This window comes from Achromobacter sp. CF-sbj1-Ac2-l, from assembly GCF_052698165.1.
In genome coordinates this window covers 408,700-423,712 of the sequence record NZ_CP199855.1, presented here as the reverse complement: position 1 = coordinate 423,712, position 15,013 = coordinate 408,700, and the positions used below count along the sequence as shown (strand labels likewise).

Annotated in this window: 13 protein-coding genes and 1 tRNA gene; 6 read left to right on the top strand and 8 right to left on the bottom strand. The window is 68.4% G+C overall.

Annotated features, from left to right (window positions below):
• Window positions 1-1,107: a helix-turn-helix transcriptional regulator gene (locus ACUDCK_RS01975; RefSeq protein ID WP_175167213.1), complete on the bottom strand. Its 1,107-nt coding sequence runs from the start codon at window positions 1,105-1,107 to the stop codon at window positions 1-3.
• 284 nt (window positions 1,108-1,391) lie between these two features.
• A tRNA-Arg gene (locus ACUDCK_RS01970) sits at window positions 1,392-1,466 on the bottom strand.
• 230 nt (window positions 1,467-1,696) lie between these two features.
• Between ACUDCK_RS01970 and ACUDCK_RS01965 the strand changes: the two genes are divergently transcribed.
• Window positions 1,697-2,605 carry a c-type cytochrome gene (locus tag ACUDCK_RS01965; protein WP_175167214.1) on the top strand — a complete coding sequence of 303 codons (909 nt, stop codon included), beginning with the start codon at window positions 1,697-1,699 and terminating at the stop codon, window positions 2,603-2,605.
• 87 nt (window positions 2,606-2,692) lie between these two features.
• On the opposite strand, the gene ACUDCK_RS01960 is transcribed toward ACUDCK_RS01965, so the two are convergent.
• From ACUDCK_RS01960 to ACUDCK_RS01945, 4 genes are all read right to left on the bottom strand, one after another.
• Window positions 2,693-4,219, bottom strand: a complete 1,527-nt coding sequence (locus tag ACUDCK_RS01960) for a 3-hydroxyacyl-CoA dehydrogenase (protein ID WP_116792593.1) — start codon at window positions 4,217-4,219, stop codon at window positions 2,693-2,695.
• A 72-nt stretch (window positions 4,220-4,291) separates the two neighbouring features.
• A complete protein-coding gene (locus tag ACUDCK_RS01955) occupies window positions 4,292-5,521 on the bottom strand; it encodes a CaiB/BaiF CoA transferase family protein (RefSeq protein ID WP_175167215.1) in 1,230 nt (409 codons plus the stop codon).
• A gap of 376 nt (window positions 5,522-5,897) precedes the next feature.
• On the bottom strand, window positions 5,898-7,046 hold the full coding sequence (locus ACUDCK_RS01950; RefSeq protein WP_006386797.1) for an acyl-CoA dehydrogenase family protein: 1,149 nt from the start codon (window positions 7,044-7,046) through the stop codon (window positions 5,898-5,900).
• 36 nt (window positions 7,047-7,082) lie between these two features.
• A complete protein-coding gene (locus tag ACUDCK_RS01945) occupies window positions 7,083-7,706 on the bottom strand; it encodes a TetR/AcrR family transcriptional regulator (protein WP_020925435.1) in 624 nt (207 codons plus the stop codon).
• 199 nt (window positions 7,707-7,905) lie between these two features.
• Here ACUDCK_RS01945 and ACUDCK_RS01940 point away from each other — a divergent pair, with 199 nt between their 5' ends.
• Window positions 7,906-8,877, top strand: a complete 972-nt coding sequence (locus ACUDCK_RS01940; protein WP_054503596.1) for an NAD(P)H-dependent flavin oxidoreductase — start codon at window positions 7,906-7,908, stop codon at window positions 8,875-8,877.
• Complete coding sequence (locus ACUDCK_RS01935; RefSeq protein ID WP_175167216.1) at window positions 8,874-9,614, top strand: enoyl-CoA hydratase-related protein; 741 nt, start codon at window positions 8,874-8,876, stop codon at window positions 9,612-9,614. Before ACUDCK_RS01940 ends, ACUDCK_RS01935 begins: the two co-directional genes overlap by 4 nt.
• 115 nt (window positions 9,615-9,729) lie before the next feature.
• Here ACUDCK_RS01935 and ACUDCK_RS01930 read toward each other — a convergent pair whose 3' ends face one another.
• Entirely contained in the window at window positions 9,730-10,563 is an 834-nt protein-coding gene (locus ACUDCK_RS01930; RefSeq protein WP_006392559.1) for an enoyl-CoA hydratase/isomerase family protein, read from the bottom strand.
• Window positions 10,564-10,653: 90 nt separating this feature from the next.
• Between ACUDCK_RS01930 and ACUDCK_RS01925 the strand changes: the two genes are divergently transcribed.
• The 3 genes from ACUDCK_RS01925 to ACUDCK_RS01915 all read left to right on the top strand — a co-directional run bounded on the left by ACUDCK_RS01925 (window position 10,654) and on the right by ACUDCK_RS01915 (window position 13,974).
• On the top strand, window positions 10,654-11,523 hold the full coding sequence (locus ACUDCK_RS01925; RefSeq protein ID WP_175167217.1) for an NAD(P)H-hydrate dehydratase: 870 nt from the start codon (window positions 10,654-10,656) through the stop codon (window positions 11,521-11,523).
• Between the two features lie 121 nt (window positions 11,524-11,644).
• Window positions 11,645-11,878 carry a hypothetical protein gene (locus tag ACUDCK_RS01920; RefSeq protein ID WP_049070864.1) on the top strand — a complete coding sequence of 78 codons (234 nt, stop codon included), beginning with the start codon at window positions 11,645-11,647 and terminating at the stop codon, window positions 11,876-11,878.
• 482 nt (window positions 11,879-12,360) lie between these two features.
• Window positions 12,361-13,974 (top strand): ABC transporter substrate-binding protein, encoded by a 1,614-nt coding sequence (locus tag ACUDCK_RS01915; RefSeq protein WP_054419285.1) that lies wholly within the window; start codon window positions 12,361-12,363, stop codon window positions 13,972-13,974.
• A 90-nt stretch (window positions 13,975-14,064) separates the two neighbouring features.
• On the opposite strand, the gene ACUDCK_RS01910 is transcribed toward ACUDCK_RS01915, so the two are convergent.
• Window positions 14,065-14,979 carry a LysR family transcriptional regulator gene (locus ACUDCK_RS01910; RefSeq protein WP_064527945.1) on the bottom strand — a complete coding sequence of 305 codons (915 nt, stop codon included), beginning with the start codon at window positions 14,977-14,979 and terminating at the stop codon, window positions 14,065-14,067.
• Window positions 14,980-15,013 lie beyond the last annotated feature (34 nt).

Sequence of the window (15,013 nt, the reverse complement as noted above, 5' to 3'; positions counted from 1 at the left end):
CTACGCCTGCAACACCAATGCGCTCAACTGCGCGGCCCGTCTGATTCCCGTTTTGGCATAGATGGCTTTCAGTTGGAATCGCACGGTTCCGAGCGATACGCCGCGCACCTCGGCACACTCCCGCGGCGACAAGCCATCGCAGCAAAGCAGCATCGCCAGTTCGGCCTCGGCCCGGGTCAATCCATGGAACAAGCGCAGGCGCTCCGTCTTGGCCTTTGGCGCGGCCAAGGCCACGCCGCTCATCAGCGTCAGGCGGCCTTGCGCCGCCCGTGCAAGGCGCGACCGCTCGGGAACCGGCGTCAACGCCAGCGGCAACGGCGCACCGGAGCGCTTGCGCAACTGGATGCCGCCGGCCGCGCAGGCGGCTCGCCACTCGGCCTCGCTGGCGCCATGCGCGCTCACGAAGCGGCCGTCAACGAAACGCACCGCGGGTTCGCTCGCCATCAGCGCCTCGGCTGCCCGATTCGCGCGGATCAGCCGACGTTGTTCGTCCAGGATGAAAAGCGGCGTATCGATCCCGTCGAGCATGGATTCGGCGATGGCGAGCCGGGTTTCCAGAACCCCGACACGCGCCTGCAAGCGCAGGGCCCGGCTGACGTGCGGATAGAGGATATTGACGGCGTCGCGCTGGCCGTCGGACAAGCCGCGCGAATCCGCGGCGCCGCTCAGGCTCAGATAGGCGCTATCGAACGCGCCCCGGTGCAGGAATAACCCCGACAGGCTGCCCAGGCCGTGCGGCCGCAGGAAATCCTGGTAATAAGGATGGGACAGGCGCTCACGTTGTGAAAAGGCCCGCGTGTCCTCGAACCAGCGGCCGGCCTGCCAGGTGGACGCCACCGGCACGACCGGGTCGTCCTTGAAGAATGCAGCGTCATAGGCTTGCTGGAATGTGGCCGTCCAGGCCTCATCGTCTCCGGCCGCGACGTTGACCGAAGGCCGCAACGAGGAGGAATCCAGCGCCATCAGTACCACCAGACGCCGGTCCACCAGTTGCCGGATCCGCTGCAACGGCACGTCCCAGCCGTGCCCGCCCAGTCCCGCTGCGTAAATGTCTTCGATCACGGCATCCAAGGCCGCGCTGCGGATGCTCTCTGCTCTGGAATCCATGCTTGCGACGTTTCGCCTCGTGTGGATGAAGCAGGCGACCGCGGACAATGCGGCGGAACCGGTGGTGCGGGCAGGATAAGGAACGCGCTGGCGCCGCGTCAATCGGGAAAGACCGGGCAACGAGACACCCGCATGGCAGGAAAGCGGGACGCGGCCAGGCGATGGTGTGGATACGAGGAAAGAGGGGAGATCGGCGCCGGCCAGTCAGCATGATGGCGCTGGCATTTTCTGGCGGCCCGCCGATGCGGCATGGGCGTGGGCGCAAAGCGCCGCAACGTTGCTGATGGCGCGCCCGACAGGAATCGAACCTGTATCAAGAGCTTCGGAAACTCTCATTCTATCCATTGAACTACGGGCGCAGCGCAAGGAGGCGGTATTGTACCTAGTTTTGCGCAATCTGCATGAAGTGGATCGATTCGCCGGGCAAACTGCGTGAAAACCCCGTCCGTCCGTTGGACGCGCGTCCCTGACACCGTTATATAATCCAGCGTTTGCTTGCAAGGCGGTCTGCTTTTTGCCGCCCTTTGTGCAGTACTGATTTTCTGTTGCCGCCGCCAGGCGCCCCGGTACCCGTTAGCAGGATTTGGTCATGAGCAACGAGCAGGAACACATAGAAGAGCACTCCTCCCCCATCAAGACCCCGAAGCAACTGATCGTCACGGTCATACTGGCCTTCGTGGTGCCTATCGCCATCATCATCCTACTGGTGAACATGGTCGCCTCGGGCGCCAAGGTCGGCGCCGGCTCCGATACCCTGTCCACGGAAGCCGTCACGAAACGCATCGCCCCCGTCGCGGGATTCGAACTGGTCGACGCCAACGCGCCCAAGGTCTTCAAGACTGGCGAACAGGTCTTCCAGGCCGTCTGTACGGCCTGTCATACCGCCGGCGTGGCGGGCGCGCCCAAGGTCGGTGACAACGCCGCTTGGGCCCCCTTCATCAAGTCCGGCTTCGACGCGATGATGAACGTCGCCCTGCATGGCAAGGGCGGCATGCCCGCCAAGGGCGGCAACCCGACTCTGTCCGATTTCGAGGTTGCGCGCGCCGTGGTGTACATGGCCAACAAATCCGGCGGCTCGCTGCCGGAGCCGGCCGCCCCCGCTGAAGAAGGCGCCAAGAAGGAAGCCGACGCCGCGCCGGCCGCGCCCGCGGCTGCCGCTCCCGCCGCCGCACCGGCTGCCGCGGCTCCTGCTGCTGCCGCGCCCGCTGCCGCTGCGCCGGCTCCCGCGCCCGCGCCGCAACAGGCCGCCGCGGTCAACCCCGCTGGCGAGACGCTCTACAAGAGCGTCTGTTTCGCCTGCCACGCCACCGGCGTGGCCAACGCTCCCAAGTTCGGCGACAAGGCCGCCTGGGAGCCGTACATCAAGACCGGCATGGACGCCATGGTCAAGGTCGCGATGCAGGGCAAGCCGCCGATGCCGCCCAAGGGCGGCGCGGCCAACGCCTCGGAAGACGACATCCGCGCGGCCGTGCAATACATGGTGGACGCGGCCAAGTAAGCCGCACATAACCCGGACGCGACGCCGCGCCAGTCGAAAAAAAGCCCCTCGATGCATTCGAGGGGCTTTTTGTTTCGGGTCGCGCCGTCAGTCGGCGGCCGAGGTCTTGAGCAGCGACATGCCCAACTGCACGCGGCGTTGCAGCCACAGGCTGGGACGATAGCGCGGATCGCCGGTAACGCGCTGGATGTTCTTCAGGATCTCCAGGATGCGCTCCGCGCCCAGCGCGTCGCCCAGGGCCAGCGGCCCCACCGGATAACCCAGCCCCAGCGTCACGGCGCGGTCGATGTCCTCGGGGGTGGCGATCTGCTGTTGCGCGATATCGGCGGCGATGTTGACGATCATGGCCACGATGCGCTGCGCGACGAAGCCCGGAGAATCCTCGACCACCGACACCGGCACGCCGTCGCCGGCCAGCACCGCGTGCGCGGCATCGCGCCATTTGGCGTCGGTTCCCGGCGACACCATCAGGGTGCGGCGCTTGGCCTTGTCGAACGCGTGCAGCGTATCGAGGCCGACGCAGCGCGCAGGATCCAGCCCTTGCGCCGACACCGTGGTGGATACGTCTTCACCGAACGGCGTGACGATGATGAGCGCATCGGCCGCCGGCGTGGAGCCGGACACCAGCGGCGCGCCCAGCTTTTCCAGCAGCGCGGTGGCGCGTGCGTAGCCTTCCGGATGGCGCGGACTGACCCAGACCTTCAGGCCCTGCGGCAGCGCTGGCACGGGCGGCTCGGCCGGCACCTGCTTCTGTCCATCCACATACTTGTAGAAGCCCTCGCCGGCCTTGCGGCCGATCAGGCCGCCGGCCAGGCGCACGGTGGTGATGGGCGACGGACGGAAGCGCGGTTCGTCGAAGAACTGGCGGTAGATGGATTCCATCACCGGATGCGAGACGTCCAGCGCGGTCAGGTCCAGCAGCTCGAACGGGCCCATGCGGAAGCCGGCCTGCTCGCGCATGATGGCATCCACCTGCGCGAAGCTCGCCACCGATTCCTGCGCCACGCGCAGGCCTTCGGTGTTCATGCCGCGACCGGCGTGGTTGACGATGAAGCCGGGCATGTCCTTGGCGCGCACCGGCGTGTGGCCCATGCGGCGCGCCAGTTCGGCCAGCGCGTCGCCGGTCTCGGGCGCGCTGCGCAGGCCGTCGATGACCTCGACCACCTTCATCAGCGCCACCGGGTTGAAGAAGTGATAGCCCGCGACGCGCTGCGGCAGCTTGCAGGCCGCGGCGATGGCGGTGATCGACAGCGACGAGGTGTTCGAGGCCAGGATGCAGTCGTCGGCCACCACGCCCTCCAGGGCGGCGAACAGGTCGCGCTTGACGTCCAGGCGCTCGACAATGGCTTCGACCACCAACTGGCATTGCGACATGTCGGTCAGCGCCGTGGCGGACTCGACGCGCGCCAGCGCGGCCTGCGCGTCGGCGGCGGTCAGCTTGCCCTTCTCGGCCAGCTTGTCCCAGGTCTGGCGCAGCGACTCGCGCGCGGCGGCCACGGCATCGGCGCTGGTGTCGTACAGGCGCACGCGCAGGCCGGCCTGTGCCGCGATCTGGGCGATGCCCCGCCCCATGGCCCCGGCGCCCACGACGCCGATGGTTTGAATCTCCGTCATCAACTTCTCCTGCCTGTCATTGGAATGGTGTGTGCGCCGCGCCCAGCGCGGCGACGGGATGGCGCGGGCGGATCAGGACGGGCTTTGCGCCAGCGCCTGGATTTCCGCGGCCGACAGCCCGAGCTTTTCGGCCAGCACCTGCGCGGTGTGTTCGCCCAGCATGGGCGGCGCGCGGCGGTATTCGACCGGGCTGCCCGAGAACTTCAGCGGACTGGCGGCCATGGGCACGGTGCCCGCGGTCGGATGCGGCAATTCGCGCTTCATGCCGCGCGCCAGCACCTGCGGGTCTTCGTAGACCTGGTCGAGCGTATTGATCGGGCCGGCCGGCACGCCCACGGCCTCGAGCGAGGCGAGCCAGTGATCGCGCGCGCCGGTGGCCATGCGTTCGGCCAGCAGCGGCACCAGCGCCTCGCGGTTCTTGACGCGCTGCGGGTTGGTGGAAAAACGCGGATCGGCCGACAGCTCGGGCAGGCCGATGGCGCCGCAGTAGTTGCGGAACTGGCTGTCGTTGCCGACCGCGACGATCAGGTGGCCGTCGCTGGCGGCGAATACCTGGTACGGCACCAGGTTCTGGTGCGCGTTGCCGGCCCGGCGCGGCGCGTTGCCGGAGGTCATGAAGTTCAGGTTCTGGTTCGCCAGCATGGCGACCTGGCAGTCCAGCAGCGCCATGTCGATGTGCTGCCCCAGGCCGCTGACCGAGCGCTCGTGCAGCGCGGCCAGGATGCCGACGGTGGAGTACATGCCGGTCATCAGGTCGGCCACGGCCACGCCCGCTTTCTGCGGGCCGCCGCCGGGCAGGTCGTCGCGCTCGCCGGTGATGCTCATCAGGCCGCCCATGCCCTGGATCATGAAGTCATAACCCGGGCGGCTGGCGTACGGACCGGTCTGGCCGAAGCCGGTGATCGAGCAGTAGATCAGGCGCGGGTTCACTTCCTTGAGGCTGGCGTAGTCCAGGCCGTACTTGGCCAGGCCGCCGACCTTGAAGTTCTCGACCAGGATGTCGCTCTGCTGGGCCAGTTCGCGCACCAGTTCGGCGCCGCGCGGCGAGGCGATGTCGAGGGCGACGGAGAACTTGTTGCGGTTGGCCGAGAGGTAGTAGGCGGCTTCGGTGGTGTCGTTGCCGGCCGCGTCCTTCAGGTACGGGGGGCCCCAGGCGCGGGTGTCGTCACCGGCGCCGGGGCGCTCGATCTTGATGACTTCGGCGCCGAGGTCGGCCAGGTTCTGGGTGCACCAGGGGCCGGCGAGAACGCGGGTCAGGTCCAGGACGCGGATGCCTGTCAGGGGAGCGGGACGTTGCGACATCTTTTATCTTTTCGCCAAAGAGTATTAGGTCAGTGGGGATATTAGCCGGTGGGGGCTTGGGTGTGTTGGGGTGGTCGTTTTGGGGGGACGCGGGTGGGTTCTTTAGACGCCCTTTGCGGTGTGGCGTGGGGAATGGGGGGCTACGATTGCGGTCCGGAGCGTTCGCTCCGGACTGCCCCTTACTCATCCTCGTCCTCGCCTGCGGCGACTCCTTCGGATTCCGTCGGGCGCATCTACACGCCCCCCATTCCCCACGCCACACCGCAAAGGGCTGCATTTAGGGCTCATGACGGGCGCTGGGACGGACGGTGTGCTTGGCATTCTGGTGACGACCATCGGGCGTGGCCGGTGGATGCACGCCACGCCTTCTCCCTGCTTAACTGTTGGCCTTGATGACCTCGCGGGCGATGACCAGTTGCTGGATTTGCGAGGTGCCTTCGAAGATGCGGAAGAGGCGCACGTCGCGGTAGAAGCGTTCCACGGCGTATTCGGACATGTAGCCGGCGCCGCCATGGATCTGGACGGCGCGGTCGGCGACGCGGCCGACCATTTCGGTGGCGTAGAGTTTGCAGCAGGCGGCCTGCATGGTGGTGTTCTCGCCGCGATCGCGCAGGCGGGCGGCGTCCAGGACCATGCAGCGGGCGGCGTAGAGTTCGGCCTGGCTGTCGGCGATCATGGCCTGGATCAACTGGAACTCGGCGATGGGCTGGCCGAACTGCTTGCGTTCGGTGGCGTATTTGACAGCGTCGCGCAGCAGGCGGTCGGCGATGCCGACGCACAGGGCCGAGATGTGCAGGCGGCCCTTGTCGAGCACGCGCATCGAGGTGCGGAAACCATTGCCTTCCTCGCCACCCAGCAGGGCCGAGGCGGGGACGCGGCAGTTGTCGAACACCACGTCGCTGGTGAGCGCGCCGGCCTGGCCCATTTTCTTGTCGGGCTTGCCGATGATGAGGCCGGGCGTGCCGGCTTCGACCAGGAAGCACGAAATGGAATTGGCGCGGCGTTCGGGCGCGGTGCGCGCCATCACCGAGAACAGGCCGGCGATGGGCGCGTTGGTGATGTAGCGCTTGGTGCCGTTGAGCACGTAGTGGTCGCCGTCGCGTTCGGCCGACAGCCGCAGCGCCATGGCGTCGGAGCCGGCGTCGGGTTCGGTCAGCGCGAACGAGCCGATCAGTTCGCCGCTGGCCAGGCGCGGCAGGTAACGGGCGCGCTGTTCGTCGGTGCCGGCCAGCACGATGGCCTGCGAGCCGATGCCGATGTTGGTGCCGGCCAGCGAACGGAACGCGGGCGAGGTCTGGCCCAGTTCGAACACCACCTTCACTTCTTCTTCCATCGTCAGGCCCAGGCCGCCGTGGTCGGGCGAGATCGACAGGCCGAACAGGCCCAGCTCGCGCATTTCGGCGACGATGTCCGGCGGCACCTGGCCGCTGGCGGCCAGTTCATCCTCGGCGGGAATCAGGCGTTCGTGCACGAAGCGGCGCACGGCGTCCAGCAACAGGGTCAGGGTTTCGGTATCCAGGGCCATGATCTGAGTCTCTCGGGAGTGCGGGGCGGCCGGCGCTCAGGGGCGCATGCCGCCAACCAGTAAATCGAAATAGCCGGCGGCGATGGTCTCGGCGCTGTCGCCCTGGCCTGGCTTGTACCAGCGCACCATCCAGTTCAGCATCGACAGCACGGCGCGGCCGGTGGCGGGCACGTCCAGCGGCCGGAACGCGCCTTCGGCCACGCCCTGCGCGATCAGGTCGCGCAGGCGCTTCTCGTAGCCGTCGCGCAGCCGGGCGGCGTCCTCGCGCTCGGGCAGCGCCATGCCGGAATAGCCGATCAGCATGGTGACGAACTCGGCGTGGTGCTGCTCGAAGTAGCGGGCGTGGCCGACCATGAAGGCGCGCAGGCGGGCGGCGCCGCCCTCGGCGCGCGCCACGTCCTGGCCGACGCTCTGGTTCAGGCCATTGAGCACCGCCAGGATGATGGCGTCGTAGATGTCCTGCTTGGTGGTGAAGTAGTGATAGATGGCGGCCTTGGACACGCCAATGGCGGCGGCCAGGTCCGACACCGAACTGCCGTCGTAGCCGCTGCGCGCGAACAGCTTGGCGGCTTCGGCCAGGATGCGTTCGCGCGGCGCCGCCAGCGTTGGCGGGCGGCCGGCGCGGGCGCGTTTGGTGGCGGGGGCTGCGGAAGTCGCCATGAGGGAACCTGGTGAGGCGGCGTCGAGGCAGGCAATGCCGGACCGCGGGCGGTTCCGTTCCATTGACAGCGGTTCGGCGCTTGCCGTTAAATAAAGATTAATTAATTACCGGACGGTCGGTAGGTAATTGTAGACACATCCCTTTCCGCCACGCAAGCGCGGCTTGGGCGCTCAACCCGAAACCACACGTGACGCCGTTATGCCCCACTCCCTCGTGACAGATCTGTATGGCCAGATGTCCTTGCCGGTCATCAGCGCCCCCATGTTCATCGTGTCCAACCCGAAGCTGGTCGTCGCGCAATGCACGAGCGGCATCGTCGGTTCGTTTCCGGCGCTGAACGCGCGTCCGCAGAGCCTGCTGACCGACTGGCTGGACGAGATCCAGGCCGGCCTGGCCTCGTACCGCGAGGCCAATCCGGGCGCCGCGGTCGCGCCCTACGCCGTCAACCAGATCATCCACCAGTCCAACGACCGGCTCGAACAGGACCTGGCGGTGTGCGCCAGCCACCGCGTGCCGCTGATCATCACCAGCCTGCGCGCGCCCGGCGACCTGGTCAAAGGCATCCACGACTGGGGTGGCAAGGTGTTCCACGACGTCACCACCATCCGCCACGCCGAAAAGGCGCTGGAAGCGGGCGTAGACGGGCTGATCCTGGTGTGCGCGGGCGCGGGCGGCCATGCCGGCACGCTCAGCCCGTTCGCGCTGGTGTCCGAAGTGCGCCGCTTCTATGACGGCCCGCTGATCCTGTCGGGCGCCATCACCTCCGGCGCCCAGGTGCTGGCCGCGCTCGCCATGGGCGTGGACTTCGCCTACATGGGCACGCGCTTCATCGCCAGCGAGGAAGCCAACGCCAGCGAGGGCTACAAGTCCGCCATCGTCGAGGCCAGCGCGGCCGACATCCTCTACACCCCGTTCTTCACCGGCATCCCCGGCAACTACCTGAAGGCCAGCATCAGCGCCGCCGGCCTCGATCCGGCCAACCTGCCGCAGCCGGACAGCGGCGCCTCCAATTTCGGCTCCAGCCGCGTCAAGCCGTGGAAGGACATCTGGGGCGCGGGCCAGGGCGTGGGCAACATCGGCAGCGTGCAACCGACCCGCCAGATCGTCGAGACACTACGCCGCGAGTACGCCGAGGCCAAGACGCAACTGGCCGCCAGGACCTTCGCATGAGCGCCGGGCTGCGGGTCACGCGCGACGGCGCGGTGCTGACGCTGGTGATCGACCGCCAGGACCGCCGCAATGCGCTCGACACGGCCACCTACGCCGCACTGACCGAACAGCTCGCGCTGGCCAGCGCCGACACCGGCGTGTCGGCGGTGATCCTGGCCGGGGCCGGCGAACACTTCACGGCCGGCAACGACCTGCGTGACTTCCAGGCCGAGCGCGGCGCCGGCGACAGCGCCGGGCTGACCTTCCTGCGCGCTTTGACGCAGGCCGACGTGCCGGTCATCGCCGCCGTGGAGGGCTACGCCATCGGCATCGGCGTGACGCTGCTGCAGCATTGCGACTTCGTCTACATCGGCGAGGGCGCCACCCTGCGCATGCCGTTCGTGGCGCTGGGCCTGTGCCCGGAGGGCGCGTCCAGCCTGCTGATGCCGCGCCTGGCCGGCGCCCGCCGGGCCGCCGAATGGCTGTTGCAGGGCAAGGCGTTCTCGGCGCGGGAAGCGTGCGAGGCCGGCCTGGCCACCGCGGTCACCGCCAAGGGCGGCACCCTGGCGGCCGCGCAGGCCACCGCCGCCAGCCTGGCGAAACAACCGCCGACCGCGCTGCGGCTGACGAAGGCCATGCTCAAGCGCCCGGACCGGCAGGCGATCCAGGACACCCTCGATTACGAGGCGCAGCAGTTCCGCGCCCGCCTGCAGACGGAAGAGGCCCAGGCCGCCTTCGCGGCGTTCTTCAAGAAGTGAATCCGGCACGGCCGGGCGCCTTGCGCGCCCGCGCCGCCGTATGCGACGCCTGGGCCGGCTCGCTTGGCCAGATCCCGCCCGGCGCGGGGCCGGACGCGGCCGGCAACCGCCCTTGTCAGAACGGCGAGTCAGGCCGGAAGTTCGGCGCCCGCCGCTCGCGCAGCGACTGCACGCCTTCGCGCACGTCCGGGCCGCCGAACCCCATGAATTCCAGCGCCAGCGACGTATCGAAGGTCGGGCCGGCCATGCGCAGCCAGTTGTTCAGCGAATACTTGGTCCAGCGGATCGCGGTCTGCGAGCCGGCCGCCAGGCGGTTGGCGACCTCGAAGGCGCGGCCGATCAACTCGGCCTCGTCCACGCACAGCGACACCAAACCGATGCGCTCGGCCTCTTCGCCGCTCACGGTTTCGCACAGCATCAGGTAGTACTTGGCGCGCGCCATGCCGCACAGCAGCGGCCAGACGATGGCGGCATGGTCGCCGGCGGTGACGCCCAGGCGGGTGTGGCCGTCGATGATGCGGGCGTCGCGCGCGGCGATCGAGATGTCGGCCAGCAGGCCGGCCACCAGCCCCGCGCCCACGGCGGCGCCGTGCATCGCCGAGACGATCGGCTTGCTGCAATTGATGATGTTGTAGACCAGGTCGCGCGCCTCGCGCCAGACGCGGGTGCGCACGTCGAAGTCGTCCGCCATCTGCTGCACCAGGTCCAGGTCGCCGCCGCCCGAGAAACCCTTGCCCTCGCCGCGGATCACCACCACGCGGGTATCGGGGTCGGTGTCGATATCGCGCCAGATGTCGGCCAGCTCGCGGTGCATGCGGTCGTCGGCGGTGGACAGCTTGCCCGGCTTGCCGTCCTTGGACCCCATGATCAGCTCCAGCACGCCATTGGGATGGCGGCGCAGCTTGAGGGACTCGTAGGCGGAATAGTGTTCCAGCGTGATATCGGTCATCGTCGTCTCCGGTGGCGCGGGCGGAAGGCCGCGCGTTTTGGGGCACTATAGTGGATAGCCCCTGCGCCGACGATCCCGGAGCCTCAGCCCATGAACACCCCCGATTCCTTCTTTGTCGGCGAGATCCGCCGCGACGATCTGCCCGCCCTGTTCGCCGCGCGCGGCCCAGACACGCACAAAGGCAGTTTCGGCACCGTTGGCGTCGTGGGCGGCGGGCGCGGCATGGAAGGCGCGGCGCTGCTGGCCGCGCGCGCCGCGCTCAAGACCGGCGCCGGCAAGGTGCTGGTGGGCTTCGCCCAGGACGCGGCGCCGCTGCCCTGCGACCCGCTGCAACCGGAACTGATGCTGCGCGACGCGCGCTCGCTGCTCGACACGGACTGGGGCGTGACCGCCTGGGTCGCCGGGTGCGGCATCGGCGCCGGCCCGAGCGCGGCCAACGCCCTGTCCGAGCTGTTCGTTCTGCGCCATGGCGCGCCGCTGGTGCTGGATGCCGACGGCCTGAACCTGCTGGCCAACGGCGGCATCCGGCCCAACTGGGGCGACGGACCGGTGGTGCTGACCCCGCATCCGGCCGAGGCGGGCCGACTGCTCGGCCTGGACACCTCCCACATCCAGGCCGACCGCCCGGCCGCCGCCCAGGCGCTGGCGCGGCGCTTCGGCGCCTGGGTGGTCCTGAAGGGGGCCGCCACGCTGGTCTGCGCCCCCGACGGCACCTGGCGCCGCAACACCAGCGGCAACCCGGGGCTGGCCACGGCCGGAACCGGGGACGTATTGGCCGGCATGCTGGGCTCGTTATTGGCCCAGCGCCTGCCCCTCGAGCAGGCCGTGGCCGGCGCGGTCTGGCTGCATGGCGCGGCCGCCGACGCCCTGGTGGCCCGGGGCATCGGGCCGATCGGGCTGACCGCGGGCGAGCTGGCGGATGCCGCCCGAGGCCTGCGCAACGGTGGACCGACAGGCTAAGTCCCTGGGGGAAAAAACATTTTTACAACATACTAGGGTTTTCCCCTAAAAACGCGTTGCTTTTGATTTAGGGTTATCCCTATAATGGTTTACCCCAAGACGAAACGGACTGGAGAAAACCATGAGCGAACTGACCCTGAACCACACTGCCCGCCTGACCGACGCGCTGGAGCGCGACCTGCTCCGCGGCGCCCTCGAGAACCAACCGAATTCCCACCCGCTGACCAACCTGAAGAAGGCTGGCAAGGCGATCGCCGCCGCTGTCGCTGGCGTGTTCGCCTTCATCGACGAAGTCAACGAGTCGATGAACAAGGCCCGCGCCGCCAGCTCGCGCTTCTCCGGTTCGCAGTGGTAAGACCAGCCGTGCCGGCCTGAGTCGCGACCGATCTCCCGCGATTCAGCCTGGCGCGCTGCCGGTGCGACGCCCGCCGCCGATGCGGCGCCCGTTGCATCGGACCCGGCGCCCGGGTCTTCATTACCGGGCGCCATCGCGCCGCGCCGGCCCCCCTTGCGGGGCCCCCGCGACGCCCTCCACGATGCCATTCCCGATCGCCCCAGTGCGAAGCCGTCCCGAAGCGGGACCGCCTCGAACTGGGGCGATCGGCATTTTTCGCGCGGCTTCGGCCGCTATTCCCCCTCTCGGCGTTTACCCTGACGCCGGCCCGGCGCGCATTGACAGCGCGCGAAGCCCCTACCGATAATCGGCCCCTTGCCGTCGTGCCTGGCGCCAAAAACACCGCAAGCCCCCCCGGCCGACGTTGCGTTCCCCCGGTGGCCCCGCCCGCTGTTTCCCCCCGCCAGCACGATCCGGTTCGTTTCCCATCCGGAGTTGTCACCATGAAGTTGCGCACCACCCTGGCCCTCGTGGCCGCCGCCATTCCCTTGGCCGCTGCCCAGGCCCAGACGCTGAAGATCGGCCTGTCCGCCGAACCCACCTCGGCCGACCCCCACTACCACAAGATGACGCAGAACGACGCGTTCTCCGCGCACGTCTACAGTTCGCTGGTGGGCCGCAGTGCCGACATGAAGCTGGTGCCCGCGCTGGCCACGTCCTGGAAGAACCTGGACGACCTGACCTGGGAATTCAAGCTGCGCGACGACGTCAAGTTCTCCAACGGCAAGCCGTTCACGTCCGAAGACGTGCTGTTCACGATCTGCCGCACACTGAACAACGAGACCAACGTGTCGCAGTCCTACATGGACACGACCAAGCTGATCACCGACGTGCAGACGCCGGACGCCCACACCGTCATCATCAAGACCGGCGCCCCCTTCCCGCTGATGCCCGCCGAAATGGCGCGCTCGCTGCCGATCATCTGGAACGGCATCGTCGAGCACGGCAAGCTGACGTTCGACCCGAAGAAGGGTTGCGGCGTGACCGGCGCCTGGCCGACGGTGGCCGACTTCAATAACGGCAAGGACGCCATCGGCACCGGCCCGTACACCCTGAAGTCGTACGTCAAGGGCACCGGCATCGAACTGGTGCGCAACGAGAACTACTGGGGTCCGAAGCCCTACTGGAAGGAAGTGAAGTTCGTGCCGGTGCCGGCCGCCGGCCCGCGCCTGACCGGCCTGCTGTCGGGCGACTTCGACATGATCGAGAACCCCGCCGCGCGCGACCTGCAGCGCCTGAAGGACAACCCCAAGTTCGGTTTCGTGGCCACGCCCTCGACCCGCCTGGTGTTCTTCCAGCCCGACGTGGCGCGCAACCCGAGCCCGTTCGTCAAGAGCGCCGACGGCAAGAACCCGCTGCAGGACCTGCGCGTGCGCAAGGCGATTTCGATGGCCATCGACCGCAAGACCATCACCGCCCGCATCATGGACGGCATGGCCACCCCGGCCTACCAGTACATGCCCGACGGCATGTTCGGCGCGCTGCCCAAGGCCCCGGAAATCAAGTACGACCCGGAAGGCGCCAAGAAGCTGCTGGCCGAAGCCGGCTACCCCAACGGCTTCGAGCTGACGCTGTCGTCGACCAACGACCGCTACGTCAATGACGGCCAGGTGGCGCAGGCCGTGGCCCAGTACCTGGCCCGCGTCGGCATCAAGACCAACGTCGACGCCATGACCGCCTCGATCTACTTCCCCAAGCGCGCCAAGCGCGAGTTCAGCTTCTCGATGGGCGGCTGGCCGGCGGAAACGGGCGAAGCCTCGGCGCTGTTCCAACTGTGGGTCGCCTCGCTCGACTCGCCCAACAGCCTGGGCACCAGCAACTACGGCGGCTTCACCAACGCCGACTTCGACAAGGTCTACAAGCAGGCCATCGTCACCGTCGACGCGCCCAAGCGCGAGAAGCTGCTGCAGGAAGCCACCCAGATCGCGCTGGACAACGTGCCGCTGATCCCGCTGCACTTCGAAAGCAGCATCTGGGCCTTCCGCAAGGGCATCTCCTATGAAGGCCGCCGCGACCAGTTCACGCTGGCCACCTCGGTCAAGCCCGACGCCAAGTAATCCGGCGCGCGCGACATGAAAACGGCTGCCTTCGGGCAGCCGTTTTTCTTTGGATGCGCGTCGCGTCCCCACCGGACGGCCGTGGCGGTCTCAGGCGCCCGGCCCTTGCGCCAGCAGCACGTCCAGCTCGCGCGACAACAGGTCGATGAAGGCTTCCGTCTTGGGCGGCAGCTGGCGCCCCTGCATGACGTGCAGCTGCAAGGTGCGCGACTGCAACTGCGCGTTGGAGATCGGCACCGCCACCAGCTCGTCGCGCTTGAGGCTCCAGGCCACCGAGATGTAGCCGCTGAGCATGATGGCGTCAGAACCGAACACGAAGCCATGCAGCGGCGAGGAATCATTGCAGGTAAAGGTCGGCTCGAGCTGCACCGATTCCAGCAGGCAGCCCATCTCGAACAGATGGCGGGTAGTGGTGCCGGGGCCCGTCAGCGCCAGCGGGTAGCGGCCCAGGTCCTGCAGGCTGACGCTCTTGCGGCCGGCCAGCGGGTGGCCCGCGGCCATGACGGCGTGCACCGGCGCGCGCCGCGAATAGCGCACGCTGACGCCGCTGAGCCGTTCGACGTTGAAGGTCATGCCCAGTTCGACGCTGCCTTCGGCGACGCGGCGCGCAACATCGGCCGGCGTGCCCACGTGCAGGTCGAAGCGCGCCTCGGGCCAGTCGCGGCGAAAGCGCGCCATGGCCGACGGCAGGAAGATGCGCGCCACGCCCTCGACCGCCGCCATGCGGATCTCGTTGCGCGCCATGCCCTTGAGCGCGGCGATCTCTTGCAACACCGAATCCGATTCAAGCAATGTGCGGCGCGCGTGGGCCAGCAGCAGCCGGCCGGCCTCGCTCAGCACCATGCCGCGCGCGGCGCGCTCGAACAAGGCCGCGCCCGCCTCTTCCTCCAGCTTGGCGATCTGCCGGCTGATGGCCGACACCGCCACGTGCAGGCGTTCGGACGCCCCGCTCAGGCTGCCCGCCTGGGCGACCTCGACAAAGTAACGCAGGGCGATGCCGTGCATGTTTCCCCCTCGCTGGGGCCTGACGCCGATGAAA

What these genes read in the sequence shown, in the direction of transcription:
- ACUDCK_RS01945 (WP_020925435.1), bottom strand. Translation starts at nt 7,706, where the DNA reads ATGGCGACTTCCGCAGCCCCCGCCACCAAACGCGCCCGCGCCGGCCGC.
- ACUDCK_RS01930 (WP_006392559.1), bottom strand. Translation starts at nt 10,563, where the DNA reads ATGACCGATATCACGCTGGAACACTATTCCGCCTACGAGTCCCTCAAG.
- ACUDCK_RS01910 (WP_064527945.1), bottom strand. Translation starts at nt 14,979, where the DNA reads ATGCACGGCATCGCCCTGCGTTACTTTGTCGAGGTCGCCCAGGCGGGC.
- ACUDCK_RS01975 (WP_175167213.1), bottom strand. Translation starts at nt 1,107, where the DNA reads ATGGATTCCAGAGCAGAGAGCATCCGCAGCGCGGCCTTGGATGCCGTG.
- ACUDCK_RS01925 (WP_175167217.1), top strand. Translation starts at nt 10,654, where the DNA reads ATGAACACCCCCGATTCCTTCTTTGTCGGCGAGATCCGCCGCGACGAT.
- ACUDCK_RS01915 (WP_054419285.1), top strand. Translation starts at nt 12,361, where the DNA reads ATGAAGTTGCGCACCACCCTGGCCCTCGTGGCCGCCGCCATTCCCTTG.
- ACUDCK_RS01955 (WP_175167215.1), bottom strand. Translation starts at nt 5,521, where the DNA reads ATGTCGCAACGTCCCGCTCCCCTGACAGGCATCCGCGTCCTGGACCTG.
- ACUDCK_RS01935 (WP_175167216.1), top strand. Translation starts at nt 8,874, where the DNA reads ATGAGCGCCGGGCTGCGGGTCACGCGCGACGGCGCGGTGCTGACGCTG.
- ACUDCK_RS01960 (WP_116792593.1), bottom strand. Translation starts at nt 4,219, where the DNA reads ATGACGGAGATTCAAACCATCGGCGTCGTGGGCGCCGGGGCCATGGGG.
- ACUDCK_RS01965 (WP_175167214.1), top strand. Translation starts at nt 1,697, where the DNA reads ATGAGCAACGAGCAGGAACACATAGAAGAGCACTCCTCCCCCATCAAG.
- ACUDCK_RS01950 (WP_006386797.1), bottom strand. Translation starts at nt 7,046, where the DNA reads ATGGCCCTGGATACCGAAACCCTGACCCTGTTGCTGGACGCCGTGCGC.
- ACUDCK_RS01920 (WP_049070864.1), top strand. Translation starts at nt 11,645, where the DNA reads ATGAGCGAACTGACCCTGAACCACACTGCCCGCCTGACCGACGCGCTG.
- ACUDCK_RS01940 (WP_054503596.1), top strand. Translation starts at nt 7,906, where the DNA reads ATGCCCCACTCCCTCGTGACAGATCTGTATGGCCAGATGTCCTTGCCG.